This window comes from Nocardia sp. XZ_19_369, from assembly GCF_015355715.1.
Lineage (GTDB): Bacteria > Actinomycetota > Actinomycetes > Mycobacteriales > Mycobacteriaceae > Nocardia.
Map to the genome: position 1 here is coordinate 85,225 of NZ_JACVED010000011.1, position 16,660 is coordinate 101,884.

Genomic DNA, 16,660 nt, shown 5'->3' on the forward strand with positions numbered 1-16,660 from the left:
CGCTACCGATCACCGGTGCGCCAGCCGGAGCGCTGCCACGGATCGCCCGGATCCGGGGTTTCGCTCTGTTCGTCCACCTGCGGCGACGACTTGCGCCGCTCGCGTCGCTTCTCTTTGCCGTCGCCCGAGGCGCCACCTTGGCCGCTGCCGGGCGGCATTCCGCCGGGCATCCCGGGCGGAATTCCGGTGCCGGGCATGCCCGCCCGGGTTTGCGGACCACCCTGCCCGTTCTTGCCCGCCAGTTTCTCACCGTCGAACGCAGAGGTGGACCGTAGCATCGGATTACTCAGGGGCGCACCGGGACCGCCGCCCTTGCCGCCTTGACCGCCCGACTTGTCCACTGGCGCACCGGTTACCGGATCGATGGCCGGCTTGTACGCATTCGGCCCGAGCAAGCCCGGCACGCCCCCGGCGAGACCCGATTCCAGCCCGAAGTTCTTCGCGTTCGGCGAGATGCCGCCCAGCAGGTCCTTCGGATTGCCTGGCCCCGGACCGGGACCCGGGATGTGCGGCGTGTTGGGGCCGGTCATACCCGAGGAAGACAAGTTCGCGACCGGCGGACCGGTCACATCACCGATATTCGGCCCACCGGCATTCGAGCCACCGGGGCCTGGGCCCGATCCCAACGCGCCCGGTCCTGGACCGCCACCACTCTTGATCTCCGGACCGCCACCCGATCCTTGATTCCCGCCGGGCGGCGGAGGCGGCGGAGGCGGTCCGGTCGGACCGTTCTTTCCGTCGTTCTGCTCGTCCTTCTCGTCTTTGTTGCGGTTCGGATCAGAGCTGAGCGGACCCTTGTACGGTCCGGGGTCACCCGAGGCGTCCTCATCGATGTAGTTCTTCAGAATCCACTCGGCGAAGAGGTCGTCACCATTGCCGAAGACCTTGCCCGCTTCTTCGATCGTGCGGCCGTAGTTCACCAGCAACTGCCCGTAGACGGGTACCGCGCCCTTCGCATCGGGACCGGTACTGGCGTTGCCGACCAACGCGTCCTTGGACTTCAGATAGCCCTGATCACCTTCGGCGAACTGCTTGCCCATCTTGTCGTCGCCCCACGGCTGGCCGAGGCTCTGCAGGTTGTTGTTGAGTTTGGCGAGAATCTCGAAGAGCCCGTTCGGCAAACTCGGCAGCTCCGCCAGCTTCTTGCCCTTGTCGATCAGGGCTTCGGGGTCGACGCGAACCGTGCGGCCGTTGTTCGACTGCGATGCCATCACGATTCCTAACTCATGTCCTGCGGCGGGCTGACGCGGCGGCGCGGAAGGGAGCGGGGGTGGCCGCGCGGCACGACAGTCATCGTGGCGTGGCGCGCGCAAAAGTCGCGTGCCGGAACGGGATTGTTCACCGTCCCTTCAGCAGTTCACCCAAATGTAAGGTCGGCCGGATCGGCGACGGCGGGCAGACTCACCGTCACCACCAGCCCGTGCGGCTGCGCCGATTCGACGAACAACAGCCCGTCGTGCTGCGCCGCCAGGGTGGCGGCGATCGGCAGCCCGAGCCCCGACCCACCGGTCGTCGCCTGCGCCCCACGGAAGAATCTCGTTGTGAGAAGGTCGATTTCCTCCGGCGACACTCCGGCCCCGGTGTCGGCGATCGTCACCACGACCGACTCGGCTTCCCGGTCGACGGTGACCGTGGTGCTCGCGCCCGCCCCGGCATAGCGCGCCGAATTGCTCAGCGCCACATCGAGAATCTGCGCGAGCGCACTGCTGGGCATGCACGTTTCGGCCGTCGTGACCAGCGATTCGAAGCTGAGCGTGATATCGGCGCGGACGTAGGCGTCGTGCCAAGCGCCGACCCGGTCCGCAGCCACCGCGGCCGCATCGCACCCGGCGGCAGCTGGGCGGACCTGCTTGTCTTGCTCGGCGTCGGCGACCGCGGCGGTCAGCAACCCGTCGAGCAACTCGGTCAGTCGATCCACCTCGCTCACCACACTGACGAAGGTGGCGGCGGCCTGGTCTTCGGCGAGCATCGGCTGCAGCGCCTGGAGCCGAACCGCAAGCGCCGCAAGCGGATTACGCAGCGAGTGCGCGGTGTCGACCACATGTCGACGCTCAGCGGCGGCCAAGGCGGCCACCGCACGCGTCACCGACTCGACACCGGCCGCCAGCTGCAAGATCTCGGGCGGGCCTTCGCTCATCGGCGCCTGCCGCCGGGGCGGGCCGTGGTGCACCGGCAGGGTCGAGGTGAGCGCGTCGACCTCGCGCAACAGCCCGGACACCGGGCGCAGGATCCAGCCCGACACCAGCAGCGCCAGGCCGGACACCAGCAGCAGCGCAGTCGCGGTGACGCAGGCCAGCTGCGTCCACCGAACCAGGATGTCGGTGCGGGTCTGCGAGGTCGACACGTCGATCACCACCACACCACCGGACTGCGGCGGCGTCCCGATCGGCTGCGCAACCAGCAGCGGCTCGGTATTCCACGGATACAGCGGGCGCGGCATCTCCAGCCAGTGCCGTTCGCGGGCCGCCGAACGCACGCGCGGATCGGCGAAATCCATTCCGAGACTGCACAGCACCGTGCCGTCGGCGCCGAGGATGAGCACGCCATTGCTGGTGCTGTCGCGATAGTTCTGTGCTTCCTCGCACAGGTTCGTCGGTGTCGTCGCGGCCAGGACCCCGAACCGGCTGGCGTCCTGTACTCGGTCGATGACCAGCCCGCGGGTCCGGCTCGTGGCCAGTTCGTTGGCGATGCCGACGGCGAAGCAGATCATGCAGAGTGTGGCCAGCGCGGTGAACGCGGTTACCAGCCGAGCGCGCACGCGGCGAGCCTCTCAGCGCGCCCAGCGATAACCGAAGCCGTGGATCGTGACGATCAGCCCGGGCCGGTTCAGTTTGGCGCGCAGCGCGCCCATATGAACATCGAGTGAACGAGAGGTCGCCGCGGTTTTCTCACCCCAGACCTCGGTGAGAATCTTGTCCCGACCCACCGCGACGCCGGACTGCTCGGCCAGCACCCGAGCGACGGCGAATTCCTTCTGCGTCAACGAAATCGGCTGCCCGGCCACCTCGACCGAACGTGCTGCCAGATCCATGGTGACATCGCCGGTGACCACGACCGACGAGTCCGGTTCGGTGGCCCGCCTGCGCCGCACCACCGCTTCGAGTCGCGCGACCAGCTCGCCGACCCGCGGCGGCTTGACCATGTAGTCGTCGGCGCCGGCCCGCAGGCAGGACACGACGGCGACCTCGTCACCTTCGGCGGTGAGCACGAGGACGGGAACGTCGCTGACCTTACGTAGTTGGCGCAGCACGAGATAGCCATTGAGGTCGGGCAAGCCGAGATCGAGGATGACCGCGTCGTAGGCGGTGTGCGAAGTCAGGAGGTCGAGCCCGAGGCTCAGGTGGTCGACAGCGCCGAAGCCATGTGCCCGCAATCCGTCGACGACGGCACCGGCCATCCCGGCATCGTCCTCCACCACTACCACACGCAGCACCCAAGACCTTTCCCGCAAGCCACCACCGGGTAGTGAGATTACCGTAGGCGCAGCAGGACTCGACCGTTACGTCATGCGGTGGCTTGCGGGGCGGTGGGCCTGGCTCCGTTCCCGAGCAGCGGCGCGACGGCGACCGGCGGGTAGCCGACCCGGCGCGGCGCGGGCGGCAAGCTGGGGAAACGCCTGCGCAGGCCACCCAGTTGCCGATAGACCTCACGCAGTTCCTCGTGCAGCGCGCCGAGTTCCTCGTGCAGCCGCTCGGCCTCGTCCACGAGATTCCCCCAGAACAGCCGGCCTTGCTCGAGCTGCGCGCGCTCGGCACGCGAGCGTGCCAGGGTTTCCTCCGCCGAGGTGCGCGACGGGCCACGCCGCGCCGCGGTGGCACGGCGGTTGGTGCGGGGGGTGGCAGTACTGGATTCGGTATTCCGCATGGCAGATCCCGGCCTTTCGGTAAGTCTCCGGACACAATTATGCGCACAATTCCGAATTCGTCAATCGAACCGATTTAATTTACATCGACTTAGGCATCACAGAGAACTTGTTGAGAATCTTTAGAAACTATTTAGAAGTCGGCATACTCGTGCAGTTTCTTGAGAAATAACGCATCTACCTGGGCAAACGACGACCGCAGGCGGCACGCACTCCGCCTGCGAACATTATTTAACGCAGCAGCTACTCGTGATAAATGCGTGCTAGAAAAGAAGGGTGCCAATACCCCCGGTAATCACCGAACGCGCTACCGGCTTCGCTGCGCCGTGTTCGATTTCCGAGCAAGCACACTGGCGACGAGCATAACGACGACAACACCCGCGATCACCCCGATCGTAGCGAGCAGGCCCTCGCGATAACCGGCGACGAACGCGTTGCGGACCGCGACGGCGAGCGGCACACCGAGGTGATCCCCCGCGATGTTTATTGCCCGCACCCCGTCGCCGACCGGATCACGACCGATGGCCGCGCCACCGATGGCGAGCACATCGGCGGGCACCACGAAGCGCGCCTGATAGCCGCGATCGACGAGTCCGCCGACGATCGCCACCCCGAGCAATCCACTGAGCTGAACGAGCATCAGCTGTGCACCCCACGGAATCCCGGTGCGCGAGGCCGGATGCACCGCGCTCACCACCTCCAGCGCGATGCCGAGCACCAGGGCGCACCCCAGACCCGTCACCGTCACCATGGCGACGAGCGGGACGAGATCACCCGGCTCCCCCGCGGTCAGGCCGATGGCGAGTCCGTCCATGATCGCGGTCGAGCCGATGATCACCGCGGCGACGACGCACCCCGCACGCTGCAGTGCCGCACCCACTTTCGCACCGATCGCGGTGGCGAGGCAGGCGGGCACGAAGAGGGCTACCCCCGCGACCACCGGCACCCGGCCGCCGAGCACCTGGAGATATTGAATAACCAGGAAGACCATGCCGAACATCGCCAGGATCGCCCCGCCGAGCGCGAGCATGACCAGCCGCACGCGCGGCTCGGCACTCAGCAGCCAGTCGTGCGGCAGCGAACCGCCGCGCCGAATTGCCGCCGCTACCACCGCGAGCGCCACGCCGGCGCCCAGCGCGATCGCGAACCCCTGAGATGTCCAGCCCCACTTGGGCGCCTGGTACAGCGCGAGCGCGAGGAGTCCACCGGACAGCGTCATGGTGAGCACAGCGGGCCAGTCGACCGGACTCGCCGGGTCCGCCGGGACAGCAGGGAGTATCACGATCACCCCGACGAACACGATCAGATTCGCGGTCACCACCCCGGCCATCGCGTGTGGCCAGTACACCTGGTTCAGTACCACCGCGGTGACGAACAGCGTCATCATCACGCCCGCCGAGGAGCAGCCTGCCCACACCGTGACGGCGCGCGCCCTGCGGCTTCCTTCACCGTAGACGAGCACCACCATCGCCAGCGTCGCGGGCAGGATGGCCGCGGCACCCACACCCGTGACCGTTCGTGCGACGAGCAAGCCGATCGGGTTCTCCGCACAGGCCAGATGCAGCACTGCGCCTACGACATACACCAGATAGCCGCCGACAATGACCCGCTTGGCGCCGAGTCGGTCGGCGAGCGCACCGCCGACCAGCAGGAGCCCGACGTAGGCCAGCGTGTGCGCCGCGGGCAGCCACAGCGATATCGCCATGTCGGGCCGGTGTCCCAACTGCCGCAACAGCGTATGTACCGCGATGCTCTGCATCGCGGTGTCGTAACTGATCATGAACGCGGCGGCGCACAGGGTCAGCAGCACCATGCGACGACGCCCGCGCCCGAGGCGCATCGGCCCGACCCCGGTGCTCGCCGTGTCGGTGGCGTCTGCGAGCGGGTCCATCTCCAGTGTCATCACGTGCCCTTTGTCCAACCCCGGACATCAGATGTCCAACCCCGGACATCAAACTACCGGGTCGGCCGTCCCGTGGATGACCAGCGGTGGCAATCCGGCCAGCCGACGGCTCGACAGCAGCTCGCCGACCTCTGCCCGGCTGAGCAGTCCTTCGGAAACCACGATGTCGGAGATCATTTCGCCGGTCGCCAAGGCCCGCTCGGCCACCTGCGCACACGCCTTGTAGCCCAGGCGCGGCGCCAGCGCGGTGACCACGCCGATCGAATTGTGCACGCCATCGGCGAGATGCTGACGATTGGCGGTGATGCCCGCGATGCAGTCGGTGGTCAGGGCGTCGACGGCGGCGCTGAGATGGCTCAGCGACTTCAGCATGCTGTAGACGATGACCGGTTCGAACGCGTTGAGCTGGAGCTGCCCGGCCTCGGCCGCCATGGTGACGGTGAGGTCGTTGCCGATCACCTCGAACGCCACCTGATTGACCAGTTCGGGGATCACCGGGTTCACCTTGCCCGGCATGATCGACGAGCCGGCCTGCACCGCAGGCAGATTGATCTCGCGCAGGCCGGCCACCGGGCCGGAGGAGACGAGCCGCAGATCGTTGCAGATCTTGGACAGCTTCACCGCGACCCGCTTGAGAATGCCCGACACCTGGACGAAGGCGCCGCAGTCCTGCGTCGCCTCGATCGGGTCGGCCGCCTGCACGACCGGCTCACCGGACAGTTCGGCCAAGTAACGGCAGGCCAGCGCCGGATAGTCGGGGTGCCCGTTGATTCCGGTGCCGATGGCGGTGCCGCCGAGATGGCATTCCAGCAGCAGTAGACAGCCCTCGGCGAGCCGAGCCCGGTCTTCGCGCACCATGGTGGCGTAGGCGGCGAACTCCTGGCCGAGGGTCATCGGCACCGCGTCCTGCAGCTGGGTGCGGCCCATCTTGATCACGTCGGCGAACTCGACTGCCTTGCGGTCGAACTCGTCGGCCAAGCCACCGAGTACCACGCTCAGAACGCGGAGATGGGTGACCAGACTCAGCTTGATCGCGGTCGGGTAAACATCGTTGGTGGACTGACCGAGATTGACGTGGGTCAGCGGATCGAGTTCGGCGTAATTCCCGCGCTCGAAGCCGAGGATTTCCAGTGCCCGGTTGGCAATCACCTCGTTGGCGTTCATATTCGACGAGGTGCCCGCGCCGCCCTGGATCAGATCGATCGGGAACTGGGCGAGCAATTCCCCGTTCCGCAATTCGGTGCAGGCGGCGATGATGGCAGCGGACCGGCGTTCGTCGAGCAGACCGAGATCGCGGTTGGCCTGGCACGCAGCCTGTTTCACCGTGGCCAGCCCGGCGATCAAAGCGGGATAGGTGCTCATGGCCGAGCCGGTGACCCGGAAGTTCGCCATGGCCCTTGCGGTGTGGACGCCGTAATACGCCGCGGCTGGTACGGCGAGCTCGCCGAGTGAATCCTTTTCGATGCGGGTTTCGACAGCCATCAATACCTCCAGTTGTACTTGCTGTTCATCGTTCGTTCACCACCACGTGCGGGCGCGCACGGCATTGGCCCGGTCCACGAGGGCGAACCGGGCCCAGCGGTCCGGGGTCGCGAAGGCGAGTTCGCGCAGCGCCGCTTCTACTCCGTCGCGCAGGCCGCGCTCGGTGTACGGATGGCCGAAGATCGTGTCGCAGTGCGAGTTCGGCTTCCCGCCCGCGCAGAGCCACGCGAGCGCGTTCTGCAGGACCGTGGCTCGTAGTTTCAGCACACGCCGTTCGGCGGGCACGGTTGCGAGGCCGGCCGCCGCCTCATTCAGCAGCTCCTGGGTGAGCTCGGTGAGCGGCAGGTCGGCGAGCAATTGCGCGAAGGCGCGGCAGGCGATGTCATTGTGCGGCAATGCGGTTCGCACCTGCCGGACGAGACCGATTGCCGCGACGGGGGTACCGTCGCGCAGCTCCTGCCTGGCCAGCCCGAACGCCGCGGCGACCACCGTGTGGTCGGTCTGCCACACCGCGCGGTAGTGGTCGGCGGCGAGCCGGTGCCACTCCTGTCGTAGCTGCTCGTCAGTCGCGTCGTCAGCGCATAGCTCCGCCGTCGCCGCCAACGCGAGCAGTGGCATGAGCTCACCTGGCACCGCCTTGCTGACCTCGCCGAAGCTCTTGTACGCCTGCGTGAGTCGGTCGGTGGTCAGCGCCGTGATCGCGTCGTACCAGTCGATCCGCCAGCCGGAATCGTCGGAATCGAGCAGCGGGATCGGCAGTGCGGCGGCGAGATCGGCCGCGGTGAACCGGTCGTAGCTGCGGAAATCGCTACGCACGGAGCCGAATACCGCCGAGACATGCGGGTCTTCGCGAAAGCCGTGGTGGGCGCGCACCATTCGCAGCACACCACGAAGTTGCTCGGACAGCGCCGCCACCGAGGGGAAGCGCCGGGCGGGGTCCTCAGCGGTTGCCCGGTCGAGCAACCTGGCGAAAGCCGGGTACCGGCGCAGGATCGGCGAGTCCGTCGGCAGCGGATCTGTGGGTTTCCCTGGCAGGGTGAGCGCCGCCAGCGTCCGGCCGACAGTGAAAATATCGGACGCTACCGTCGGCCCTGTTGTCGTCACCTCCGGTGCCTGGTATCCGGGAGTGCCGTACAGGCTCCCGCCGGAGTGCAACGCGGAGACCGCACCGAGATCGATGAGTTTCACCTCGTCCTCACCGGCCATGATGTTGGCCGGTTTGAGGTCGTTGTAGGCGAGTCCGAGCGTGTGGATGTAGCCGAGTGCGGGTAGGATCTGCACCACGTAGGAGATCGCATCGCCGACCGGAAGCGGTTCGGGCGCTTGCTGTTCCAGCATCACATCGAGCGACCTGCCGCCCACGTACTCCATGACGATGTAGCCGCCCGCGGTGCCGTCGCTGCCCCGGTGGACGACGAAGTTGTAGATCTCGACGATGCTGGGATGCGCGAGCTCGGACAGGAACTGCCGTTCCACCAGCGCCGTCACGTGGGCGTCGATGTCCTGCGGATTCTGTAATCCCTTGAGCACCACCCAGCGTCCGCCCACCCGCCGGTCCTTGGCCAGGAACACCCAGCCGATGCCGCCGTAGGCCAGGCAGCCCTTCACCTCGTACTGGTCGGCGACCACGTCACCTTCGCGCAGGGCGGGCCGGAAGCTGAACGGAGCCCCGCACTGCCCGCAGGTGCCGCGCAACGGTCCGGGACCGTGCTGATCGTGGCGGCCGACCGGGCGACCGCACTTCCAGCAGAATCGCTTGTGCTCGGCCACTTCCCGGATTTCCAGCACCGGCACTTCTATTTCGGTCGGCCGTACCTTAGTCCCGCCACGCATGTCGTTCGTCATGGTTGGTCGGCGCGGTGTTCCGGCGCTGCGTGAGCCGACGGAATACCGTGTGGCCTAACGGTTGTCATGATTCGGCCTTCCCGCCCAACAATCATGCCGGTGTTCAACGTAACATACCGCCATGTGATGGCACACACAAGAGGTCGCGGACCGACCCGTACTGACCTCCCGCTATCGCTGCTGCGACGATTCAATCAGCCACCAAGCCTGCGAGCAGCACGGAGGACAGCGCCGGAGACACTGTTCACCTGTGGTTTCCTGGAGGCATGGCGAAGGAAGCAGAGTTGACCATCAGCGATCTGGCCGAGCGGTCGGGGATGACGGTGCGGACGCTGCGCGACTACAACGAGCGCGGCCTGCTGCCACCGCCGAAGATGAAGGGCCGCACCGGCTTCTACGGTCCCGAACACCTCGACCGGATCCGGATCGTGGAACGGCTGGTCGAGCGCGGCATCACGCTGAGCGGGGTACGCGGACTGCTCGAAGCCTGGGATCGGGGCCAGGATCTCGCAGACGTGCTCGGCGTCGCCACCCCGGCCACTCCCCCGCCGACGCAGGAGGCGACACCGGACGGACTCATCGCCGCCGCCGACCTCGCCGACCGATTCGCCACTGCCCCTGACGGTTTGGCCCGATCGGTGACGGCCGGACTGTACGAACCGGTCGATCCGGGCACTTACCGGGTTGCCGAGCCTGCCCTCCTGGAGGTCTTCGAGCAGCTGCTCGACGCCGGGGTGAGCACCGATCGCGCGCTGGACGAAGTGGAGCAGCTGCGCCTCGACTGCGACCACATCGCGCGGCAGTTCACCGATATCTTCGTGCGCACGGCGGTCCGGGAGTTCCAGCGCTCGAACCGTGCCGAGCCGGATGCGGAAGCCCTTGCGGCACAGCTGGACTCGGTGCGAACACGACCTGCCGCGATCACCGCGACCGTGGTCGGCAGATTTGTCGAGCGCTATGTCGGATCGGTGGTCAATCGCGAGTTCCCCGGCATGTTCTCGCCCGGAACATGATCCGTTCACCTTCCGCCGAAACTCTGGTCTGGGCCACGGAATTGTGGTACCTACATTGGAACCACTTACCGGCGTAGGCATTTCGCCGAACCTGGGGCACCATGAAGGTGAGGCGAGTAACTTGGCGGAAACAATAATTGTCGACCCCGCACATGTGCGCGCAGGCGGCACGGAATTGATCGCGGCAAAGACCGCATTCGAGACCACGATGAATACCCTGTCGGAAGCCATCGGCTCGCACGGTCCGGAAACGTGGGGCAAGGATTCCTACGGCAAGGAGTTCGCCGACGGCGAGAAAGGTTACCGCAGTTCCCGGAACAACCTGCTGAGCGGCGGGCGGGAAATGGTGCAGACGGTCGACGAATTCGGCAACGGATTGATCCGCGCCGCCAACAGCTCCGAGTCCGCCGATGTCGGCAATTCCACCGCGTTCTGAGCGACGCCGATGTCGCTGCATTGGCCGGAGGAACTGCGTTTTCTGACCTACGTGGTCGGCCAGGCGTGGCCGGACGGCGACGAGGATCGCATGTTCGCCATGGCCCAAGCCTGGTTGACTGCCGCCGAAGACCTGGAGCAGCAAGTACTTCCGTTGCTTCGCACGGCGGAGGGGCGCACCCTGGGTGGGTACGAATCCGGTGCGGGCCGGGAGCAGATCCGGTCGGCGTTGCACCAGTTGCAGGCCGGTGATCATTCGGTCGAACGGCTCGTCGAGGACTTCCGGCAGGTCGGCGGCTCGACCCGCAATGCGGCGACCACGCTGGAAGCCACCAAACTGATGACCATCTTCGCGACCACGATGCTGGCCGCGCAGATCGCCGGGGCGTGGCTCTGGCCCCCGACCGCGCCCGCCGTCGAGGCCGCGGCGATCGGGGCGACCCGCGCCTCGCTGTACCGGGTGAGCAATCGGGCGCTCGCGGCGCTCGGCAATCTTCCGCACGTGGGCGAATACCTGGTGAAGACGCTCAGGTACCTGCCTCGGCTCACCGACGAACCAGGGCGCATTGCCGGGCTGGTCGCGAAGTACCCGACGGCGCTCACCGCGAAGGCGACCCCCGGACTGTTCAAGGCCTTCGTCGACGCCGGTTTTCGTGCGAGCACCGCGCGCACCCTGGCCGGACTCCCCGCCGACGCAGTGCAATTCCTCATCTCGAAGGCGACGAACAACCTCATCTGGGCCGGCGGACTCGATGCCACCATCCAGGGCATCCAGATGTCGAAGGGGCATCGCGACGAGTTCAACGCCACCCAGTTCGGGATGTCGGTCGCCGCCTCCACCGGCGGCTGGTACGCGGGTGCGCTCGTCGCGACCAACGTGAGCAAGTACGGTGCCCGGTTCTTGACCAGCCGAGGCAAGGACCCGACAGCCGGGGTCTGGGGCGCGGCACTCGGCACGGTGTCCGGCACGGTACCGACGGTCGTCGCCACCCTGGTCGGTGGTGGCATCGCCATGGGGTTCACCGGGTCGTTCGACCCGACGATGGGGCTGATCGGAGCGCTGGCGAGCAATTCGTTGATCGGTACGCCGCGTGGATATATCGGCATGCGTGGGCAGGAGCCCGCGGCGACCAGGACCGATGATGTTGTGCCACAGTCGAGTCCGGCGCCGGCGAGCCTGGGGGCAAGCGGCGCTGGTCCGGCGACCGGTCGGCCGCTCGCGTCCTCGGACGAGCTGATCTCGCAGATCCGGGCACGGGATGATCAGGGGTATCAGGCGGCGCGGACGCAAGACCGGGCGGCGTCGCGGGAGGCTGCGCCGGACAGCGGGCCGGTCAACCGACGGGCGCATCGTGACGCGCATGTCAGCGAACAGCGCAGCCAGATAAAGGAACTCGCCGACGCTCGGCGGGCGGTGCTCGATGCGGAACTGCAGAATGTGCGGGCACGGGATCGGGCGGCGGCGACACCGGACGATCCGGCCGCGCTCGATGCCGTGGTGCAGACTCGGCTACGGATGGACGAAGCCGTCGATGCCGATGCTGCGGTCCGGGCGCGCATTCAGAGTCGGTTGGAGGCTGACAACCAGCAGGGTGGCGTGGTCGAGACCGGGCTGCCGACACGGTCTAGCACGGATATCGAGCAACCACTGCAGTCACGTTCGAGCTCCGATGGTGAAGGTGCGGTCACTTCGGAAGGACAACGTGATTCGGGTGCTGATGGCCGGTCGATCGCCTCGGGGCGGAGCCAGGCGGACAGTGAAAGCGGCGACTCCGCCAAGGAGTCCGGCGGCAACGCCTCTGCCAACGGATCCGACGGCAGCGCTTCCACCAGGGAATCCGACGGTGGCGACGCAACGGGCAGTCGAGCATCGAACTCGGGTGCGCGGGCGCACGGCGACGAATCCGAGATCAGGCCGGCGACACCCATCGGGCATGACCGCAGGTCTTCGAACGCCGAATCGACCGATAATGTGGCCGCGCGCAACGACATCGAGCACAATCCCGGATCGGCCGCGCGTGCCGAGGACCCGACGGTGGCGACTCTGCGGAGCAAGATGGCCGCGGCCGACGCGCACCTCACGACCCTGCGCGAGGCCGACAGTCGAGTCGACAAGGCGTACAAGAGCGCGGTAGGCAAGGGGCTCAACGACCTGGTCGAACAGCGCGGCAACCATCGGAGCACCTTGGCCGACCTCAAAACCGCCAGGGAAGCGACCAACACCGACCTGCGCCAAGCGCGCACCGGCCATGACAGTGCGTCCGTCGAGCAACAACCCGCGCTGCGGCAGCGGATCAACGATCTGGAAAGCACGCTCAAAACGCAGGACCGTGCGATCGAAGACCAGACCGCACGCCTGGCCGTCGTCGACCAGCAGGTCACCAGGACCAGCGCAGACCTCGACGCGGCTATCGGCGCCCGCGAGCGCGCCATGGCCGACGCGCGCAGGTCCATGGCCGAACTCGAGGACGCCGGGCGTGCGGCAGCGGCCGCGAGCACCGCCGACCCCGGTAGGCCCGGAGCCGCGCACCCCTTCGCGGACCAGGAGCAGCTACAGCGCGATATCGATCAGCGCCGCAACGACCTCGACTCGGCGCAGGCCAACCACGAAGAACTTGCGCGGGCATCCGGAGCGGCCGAGCGCAAGCTGGAACGACAACTCGCCGACTTCGAGACGAGCATCCGCACCGAACGAGCAATGCTCGACGGCGGCTACATGAGCGGAAAGCCGAAGTCCAGAAAGCTCCCGCTCGACCACGGCATGCCCGACCCGTTCACCGCACTGCCACCACCCACCTACGACTTCTGGCGGTATGGGGGAACAAGGTGAACGACAGCCGACGCGCGAACCCGAAAAGCCCGGCGCACCAGCGGAACCCGAACCCTGCGATCCAGGAGACTCCGATGCCGACCGAAAGCCACGACCAGGCCCCCGCTATGGCGACAGACGAGCCGGGCAGCCCCGACGTGGCCTTCACACTGATCACCGAGTTCGGCGACGGCACAACCATTCCGGCAGTGGCCGATACACCGGCACCTGTCTCTGCACCAGAGGCACCGGCCGAGGACCACGCGTCCGAATTGCGCCGGTCCGCGGATCAGCTCGCCACCGCCATCACCGATCTGTTGTTGCCGGCGGCCCCACCGCAGTGGGAACAGTTGCGGTTGGGGTTCTCGGTGACGGTGGCGGCAGTGTCGGGCGATGCGGTGTTCCTGGTTGATGACGCGCCTGTCGTCGTCGAAATACCGACGGAGGCAGGGGAACTGGTTCAGGCACTGCGGGCGGTGACGGTGCTGCCGGGTGAGCGGGCGTGGTGGCAGGTGACCTTGGTGCGCGATCGGACAGGCGCTACCAGTTACGAATTCGGGTACGGCGATGTTGCGTTTCCGGTCGACCGGCTCCTTCCGACCGAGGCGTACCGGGCCGATCTAGAGCACTTTCCGCGCGAGCGACTGCCGGTGTGGCTGGCCGGACGGCTGCGGGTCGAGGCCGGTGCGCAGCAGTTGCCGCAGGTGCTGACCCAGGCCAGACTCGAGCGCGCGCCCGCGACGTCCGTTCGGTTCCTGGCGGCGCAGACAGTGTGGGCTCGATGGGCGACGGTGGCGGCAGCGGCGGTGGCGATCGGTACCGAGTGGGGGCCTCGAATACATGGGGCCACAGCGATTTTCGAGGGGACAGACGGCAGCGGCTCAACTCTGCATCTGCTCCCCCGCGGCCGGGCGGTGCTGTCCGGCGGGCTGTGGAACGCCTCGGAGCTGGACGCGGCCTACAACGACGGCGCGCAGTTGCCGCAGTACTTCGCGGGTGTCCCGGATTGGCTTGACGGCTCGGTCGTCAACCATCGCGCATTCACCGGACAGCTGTCATTCTGCTACTGGTGGGACGGCGCGGACTGGTCGTGCGGACAGTCTCCGGAGCCCACCACCATCGGCCCGGCGATCCCCGGCGTGTGGACACCGGCGACGGTGGTCGACATCGTGTGCGCCGTACTCGGCACCTCGGCTTCCCGGCCCGCAGTCGAAGATCTGCTCACTGCCGCCGAATCAGGCTCGGTGACAAGCGACTTGGCCGAAGCAGCTTTCGCCACCGAGGACTACACCGACGTGCCGGCCGCCTGGTCCCAGCTCGCGCTGGCCGGACTCACCCGCTGAGTCCGGACTCACCCGCTGAGTTCAGCGCAAATGCTCACGCAGCGAGGCGATCGCATCGAGCATCCCCGCCAGGTTCGGCGCTTCACCTTGGTCGATCGAGATCGGTGCGACCACTTCCGTTGCGCGCTGGGCGACTTCGCGCACCGCGTCCTGCGAGGCCTCGGTGACAGCGGCCGCGATCTCGTCGTACGTCAGATCTTTGACGCCGGCACCGAACTTGATGTCGATGGCGATCCCGTCGGCGTTCACCGTCACGCGGACCCGGCGGCGTTGCGCCCAACCGGTAGCGACGAGTTGCGCGCATTCTTCCTGTACCTGCGTCACCTGCGCCATCTTGGCCTGGAATTCGGTGACGGCACTGGCGAATTCGTCATCCATCGGAGTGGCTCCTTTCGCACGCGGTCCGAGTGTTGCTCAACGGTCCAGGATTCGGTTGCTCTTACCGCGCGACCCGCCTGCGTCGCGCTCGGCGGGCGGTGTCAGCGGCGCCGACTTCGGTTCGGGCAGTTGGGCGCGTAGCGCGACCAGCTCCTCGGGCAGCTCCATCATCGACGGCAGCCCCATCCGCATCGCCGACAGCGGGCCCAGCAGTTGCTTTTTCTTCCGTTCGACCTCTGCGGCCGCCTTCTGCGCCGCCTGCACGGTGGCGCGGGCGATCTGCCCGTAGCTGAGTTCGTCGATGCCTTCGGCATACACCGTCTCCATGATGGAGCCGGAGGCGTTGACCACCACGGTGATCCGGCCGTGCTCCACCGTCGCCGACGCGGTCAATGCGGCACTGGCGGAGCGCATGTCGGTCATCTTGCCGAGCGCGCCGACGACAGCATCGATGAAATCGATCGCATCGCTGGCTGTGTGCTGGTTCTCCGGTCGAATCATGCCTGCATCGCCTCCGCCATCACGTCCACCAATCCTTCTGATTCCACCCGCAACCCGGCGTAGCGCTCCAGGTAAGCCGTCACTTCCGCGGGGTCCTGCTGATCTTCGGCATCGGGCAGCAACACCAGGAACCGAGTGGGGTTCGGTTCCGCGTCACCGACCAGCGCGACCAGCTGCCCGCCGCGTATCCGCAGCACCAGCAACGGGTTTTCGCCGTCGGGCACGTCGGCGAAGGGGGCTTTCACCGCCCACTCCAGGTCGCTGATGGCGATGTCGACCCAGCCGATCGGCACGCTGGACCCCATCGACGGCCAGGTCTGCGGATCCACCGACACCAGCGCGGGTTTCGGCCACGGCCTGCGCCGATCGAGCTCGGCGACCAAGCGCTGCACGAAGTCCAAGATCTGGTCCTCGGTGAATCCGGCGGCAAGTTCGACCGCCAACTCGGGCACCACCCCAGCCGTAACCACCTGTGCCAGCGCCGGATAGAACTCCTCCACCTTCGCGAGATAGCTGATCCGGTCGATCAGGTCCGTCGCCGCGTCGGCGATGATCTCCGCGCCGGACAGATCTTGCACGTGCGCCATGGACGCACAGAGCTGGACCACCAGGTGTGGCTCATCCGATTCCGGGTCGAACTCTATTGCTGCACTGTCGGTCTCGGTGAGAGCGAAGCCGTCCAGTGAGAACGGGCGGTCCACCACGGCCAGCGCTGCGCTGTCTGGGTAGGCGTCACCGGTGTCGTGCCGATAGCGCAGATACAGGTCGACCTCGGCACTGCTGAGTCCGGGCCGGTCGGCGTCGCCCGGCACACCGTCGACGTACCCGACCTCCCAGTCGAGCATCGCCGCGATCTGGTCCGCCGAGAGCAGTCCGTCCGGCATCGGCTCGTCGGCGGGGGCGAATCCGGGGTCTGCCGTGACGGCACCGACCAGGGTCACGCGCAGCTCCTCCGGTGCCGTCACGCAGTGCCCGGTGTCGTCCACCAGGTCCGGCCCGACGACCACACACGCTCCGCCGACCGCCACCACCAGCGCGCCATCGGCATACTTGCCCACAATCCGTGGCATCGCACTTCCTTCCTTTCCG

Annotated in this window: 14 protein-coding genes; 4 read left to right on the plus strand and 10 right to left on the minus strand. The window is 67.2% G+C overall.

The window, feature by feature from the left end; translation table 11 throughout:
- Positions 1-2: 2 nt before the first annotated feature.
- The 7 genes from IBX18_RS34980 to IBX18_RS35010 form a co-directional block, all read right to left on the minus strand.
- Positions 3-1,211, minus strand: a complete 1,209-nt coding sequence (locus IBX18_RS34980) for a hypothetical protein (protein WP_194837747.1) — start codon at positions 1,209-1,211, stop codon at positions 3-5.
- Positions 1,212-1,357: 146 nt separating this feature from the next.
- Entirely contained in the window at positions 1,358-2,758 is a 1,401-nt protein-coding gene (locus IBX18_RS43270; RefSeq protein ID WP_194837748.1) for a HAMP domain-containing sensor histidine kinase, read from the minus strand.
- A 12-nt stretch (positions 2,759-2,770) separates the two neighbouring features.
- Positions 2,771-3,430, minus strand: coding sequence for a response regulator transcription factor (locus IBX18_RS34990; RefSeq protein WP_107660100.1), 660 nt, complete (start codon positions 3,428-3,430; stop codon positions 2,771-2,773).
- Between the two features lie 74 nt (positions 3,431-3,504).
- Positions 3,505-3,864, minus strand: coding sequence for a hypothetical protein (locus IBX18_RS34995; protein WP_194837749.1), 360 nt, complete (start codon positions 3,862-3,864; stop codon positions 3,505-3,507).
- A 305-nt stretch (positions 3,865-4,169) separates the two neighbouring features.
- Positions 4,170-5,765 carry an MFS transporter gene (locus IBX18_RS35000; protein WP_194837750.1) on the minus strand — a complete coding sequence of 532 codons (1,596 nt, stop codon included), beginning with the start codon at positions 5,763-5,765 and terminating at the stop codon, positions 4,170-4,172.
- A gap of 48 nt (positions 5,766-5,813) precedes the next feature.
- On the minus strand, positions 5,814-7,247 hold the full coding sequence (locus IBX18_RS35005; RefSeq protein WP_194837751.1) for an aspartate ammonia-lyase: 1,434 nt from the start codon (positions 7,245-7,247) through the stop codon (positions 5,814-5,816).
- 36 nt (positions 7,248-7,283) lie between these two features.
- The gene (locus IBX18_RS35010) at positions 7,284-9,080 is read right to left on the minus strand and encodes a serine/threonine-protein kinase (protein WP_194837752.1); all 1,797 of its coding nucleotides are present in this window, start codon (positions 9,078-9,080) and stop codon (positions 7,284-7,286) included.
- Between the two features lie 278 nt (positions 9,081-9,358).
- On the opposite strand from IBX18_RS35010, the gene IBX18_RS35015 reads away from it, so the two are divergent.
- The 4 genes from IBX18_RS35015 to IBX18_RS35030 all read left to right on the plus strand — a co-directional run bounded on the left by IBX18_RS35015 (position 9,359) and on the right by IBX18_RS35030 (position 14,692).
- On the plus strand, positions 9,359-10,105 hold the full coding sequence (locus tag IBX18_RS35015) for a MerR family transcriptional regulator (protein WP_194837753.1): 747 nt from the start codon (positions 9,359-9,361) through the stop codon (positions 10,103-10,105).
- Positions 10,106-10,226: 121 nt separating this feature from the next.
- Positions 10,227-10,541: a hypothetical protein gene (locus IBX18_RS35020; RefSeq protein ID WP_194837754.1), complete on the plus strand. Its 315-nt coding sequence runs from the start codon at positions 10,227-10,229 to the stop codon at positions 10,539-10,541.
- A 9-nt stretch (positions 10,542-10,550) separates the two neighbouring features.
- A complete protein-coding gene (locus tag IBX18_RS35025; protein ID WP_194837755.1) occupies positions 10,551-13,370 on the plus strand; it encodes a hypothetical protein in 2,820 nt (939 codons plus the stop codon).
- Between the two features lie 74 nt (positions 13,371-13,444).
- Complete coding sequence (locus IBX18_RS35030) at positions 13,445-14,692, plus strand: hypothetical protein (protein WP_194837756.1); 1,248 nt, start codon at positions 13,445-13,447, stop codon at positions 14,690-14,692.
- A gap of 21 nt (positions 14,693-14,713) precedes the next feature.
- On the opposite strand, the gene IBX18_RS35035 is transcribed toward IBX18_RS35030, so the two are convergent.
- The 3 genes from IBX18_RS35035 to IBX18_RS35045 are packed head-to-tail and all read right to left on the minus strand — an operon-like array spanning position 14,714 to position 16,641.
- Positions 14,714-15,070 (minus strand): YbaB/EbfC family nucleoid-associated protein, encoded by a 357-nt coding sequence (locus tag IBX18_RS35035; RefSeq protein ID WP_194837757.1) that lies wholly within the window; start codon positions 15,068-15,070, stop codon positions 14,714-14,716.
- Between the two features lie 36 nt (positions 15,071-15,106).
- Complete coding sequence (locus IBX18_RS35040) at positions 15,107-15,571, minus strand: YbaB/EbfC family DNA-binding protein (RefSeq protein ID WP_194837758.1); 465 nt, start codon at positions 15,569-15,571, stop codon at positions 15,107-15,109.
- Positions 15,568-16,641, minus strand: coding sequence for a hypothetical protein (locus IBX18_RS35045; RefSeq protein ID WP_194837759.1), 1,074 nt, complete (start codon positions 16,639-16,641; stop codon positions 15,568-15,570). The genes IBX18_RS35040 and IBX18_RS35045 overlap by 4 nt, the downstream gene beginning before the upstream one ends.
- Positions 16,642-16,660: the final 19 nt, after the last annotated feature.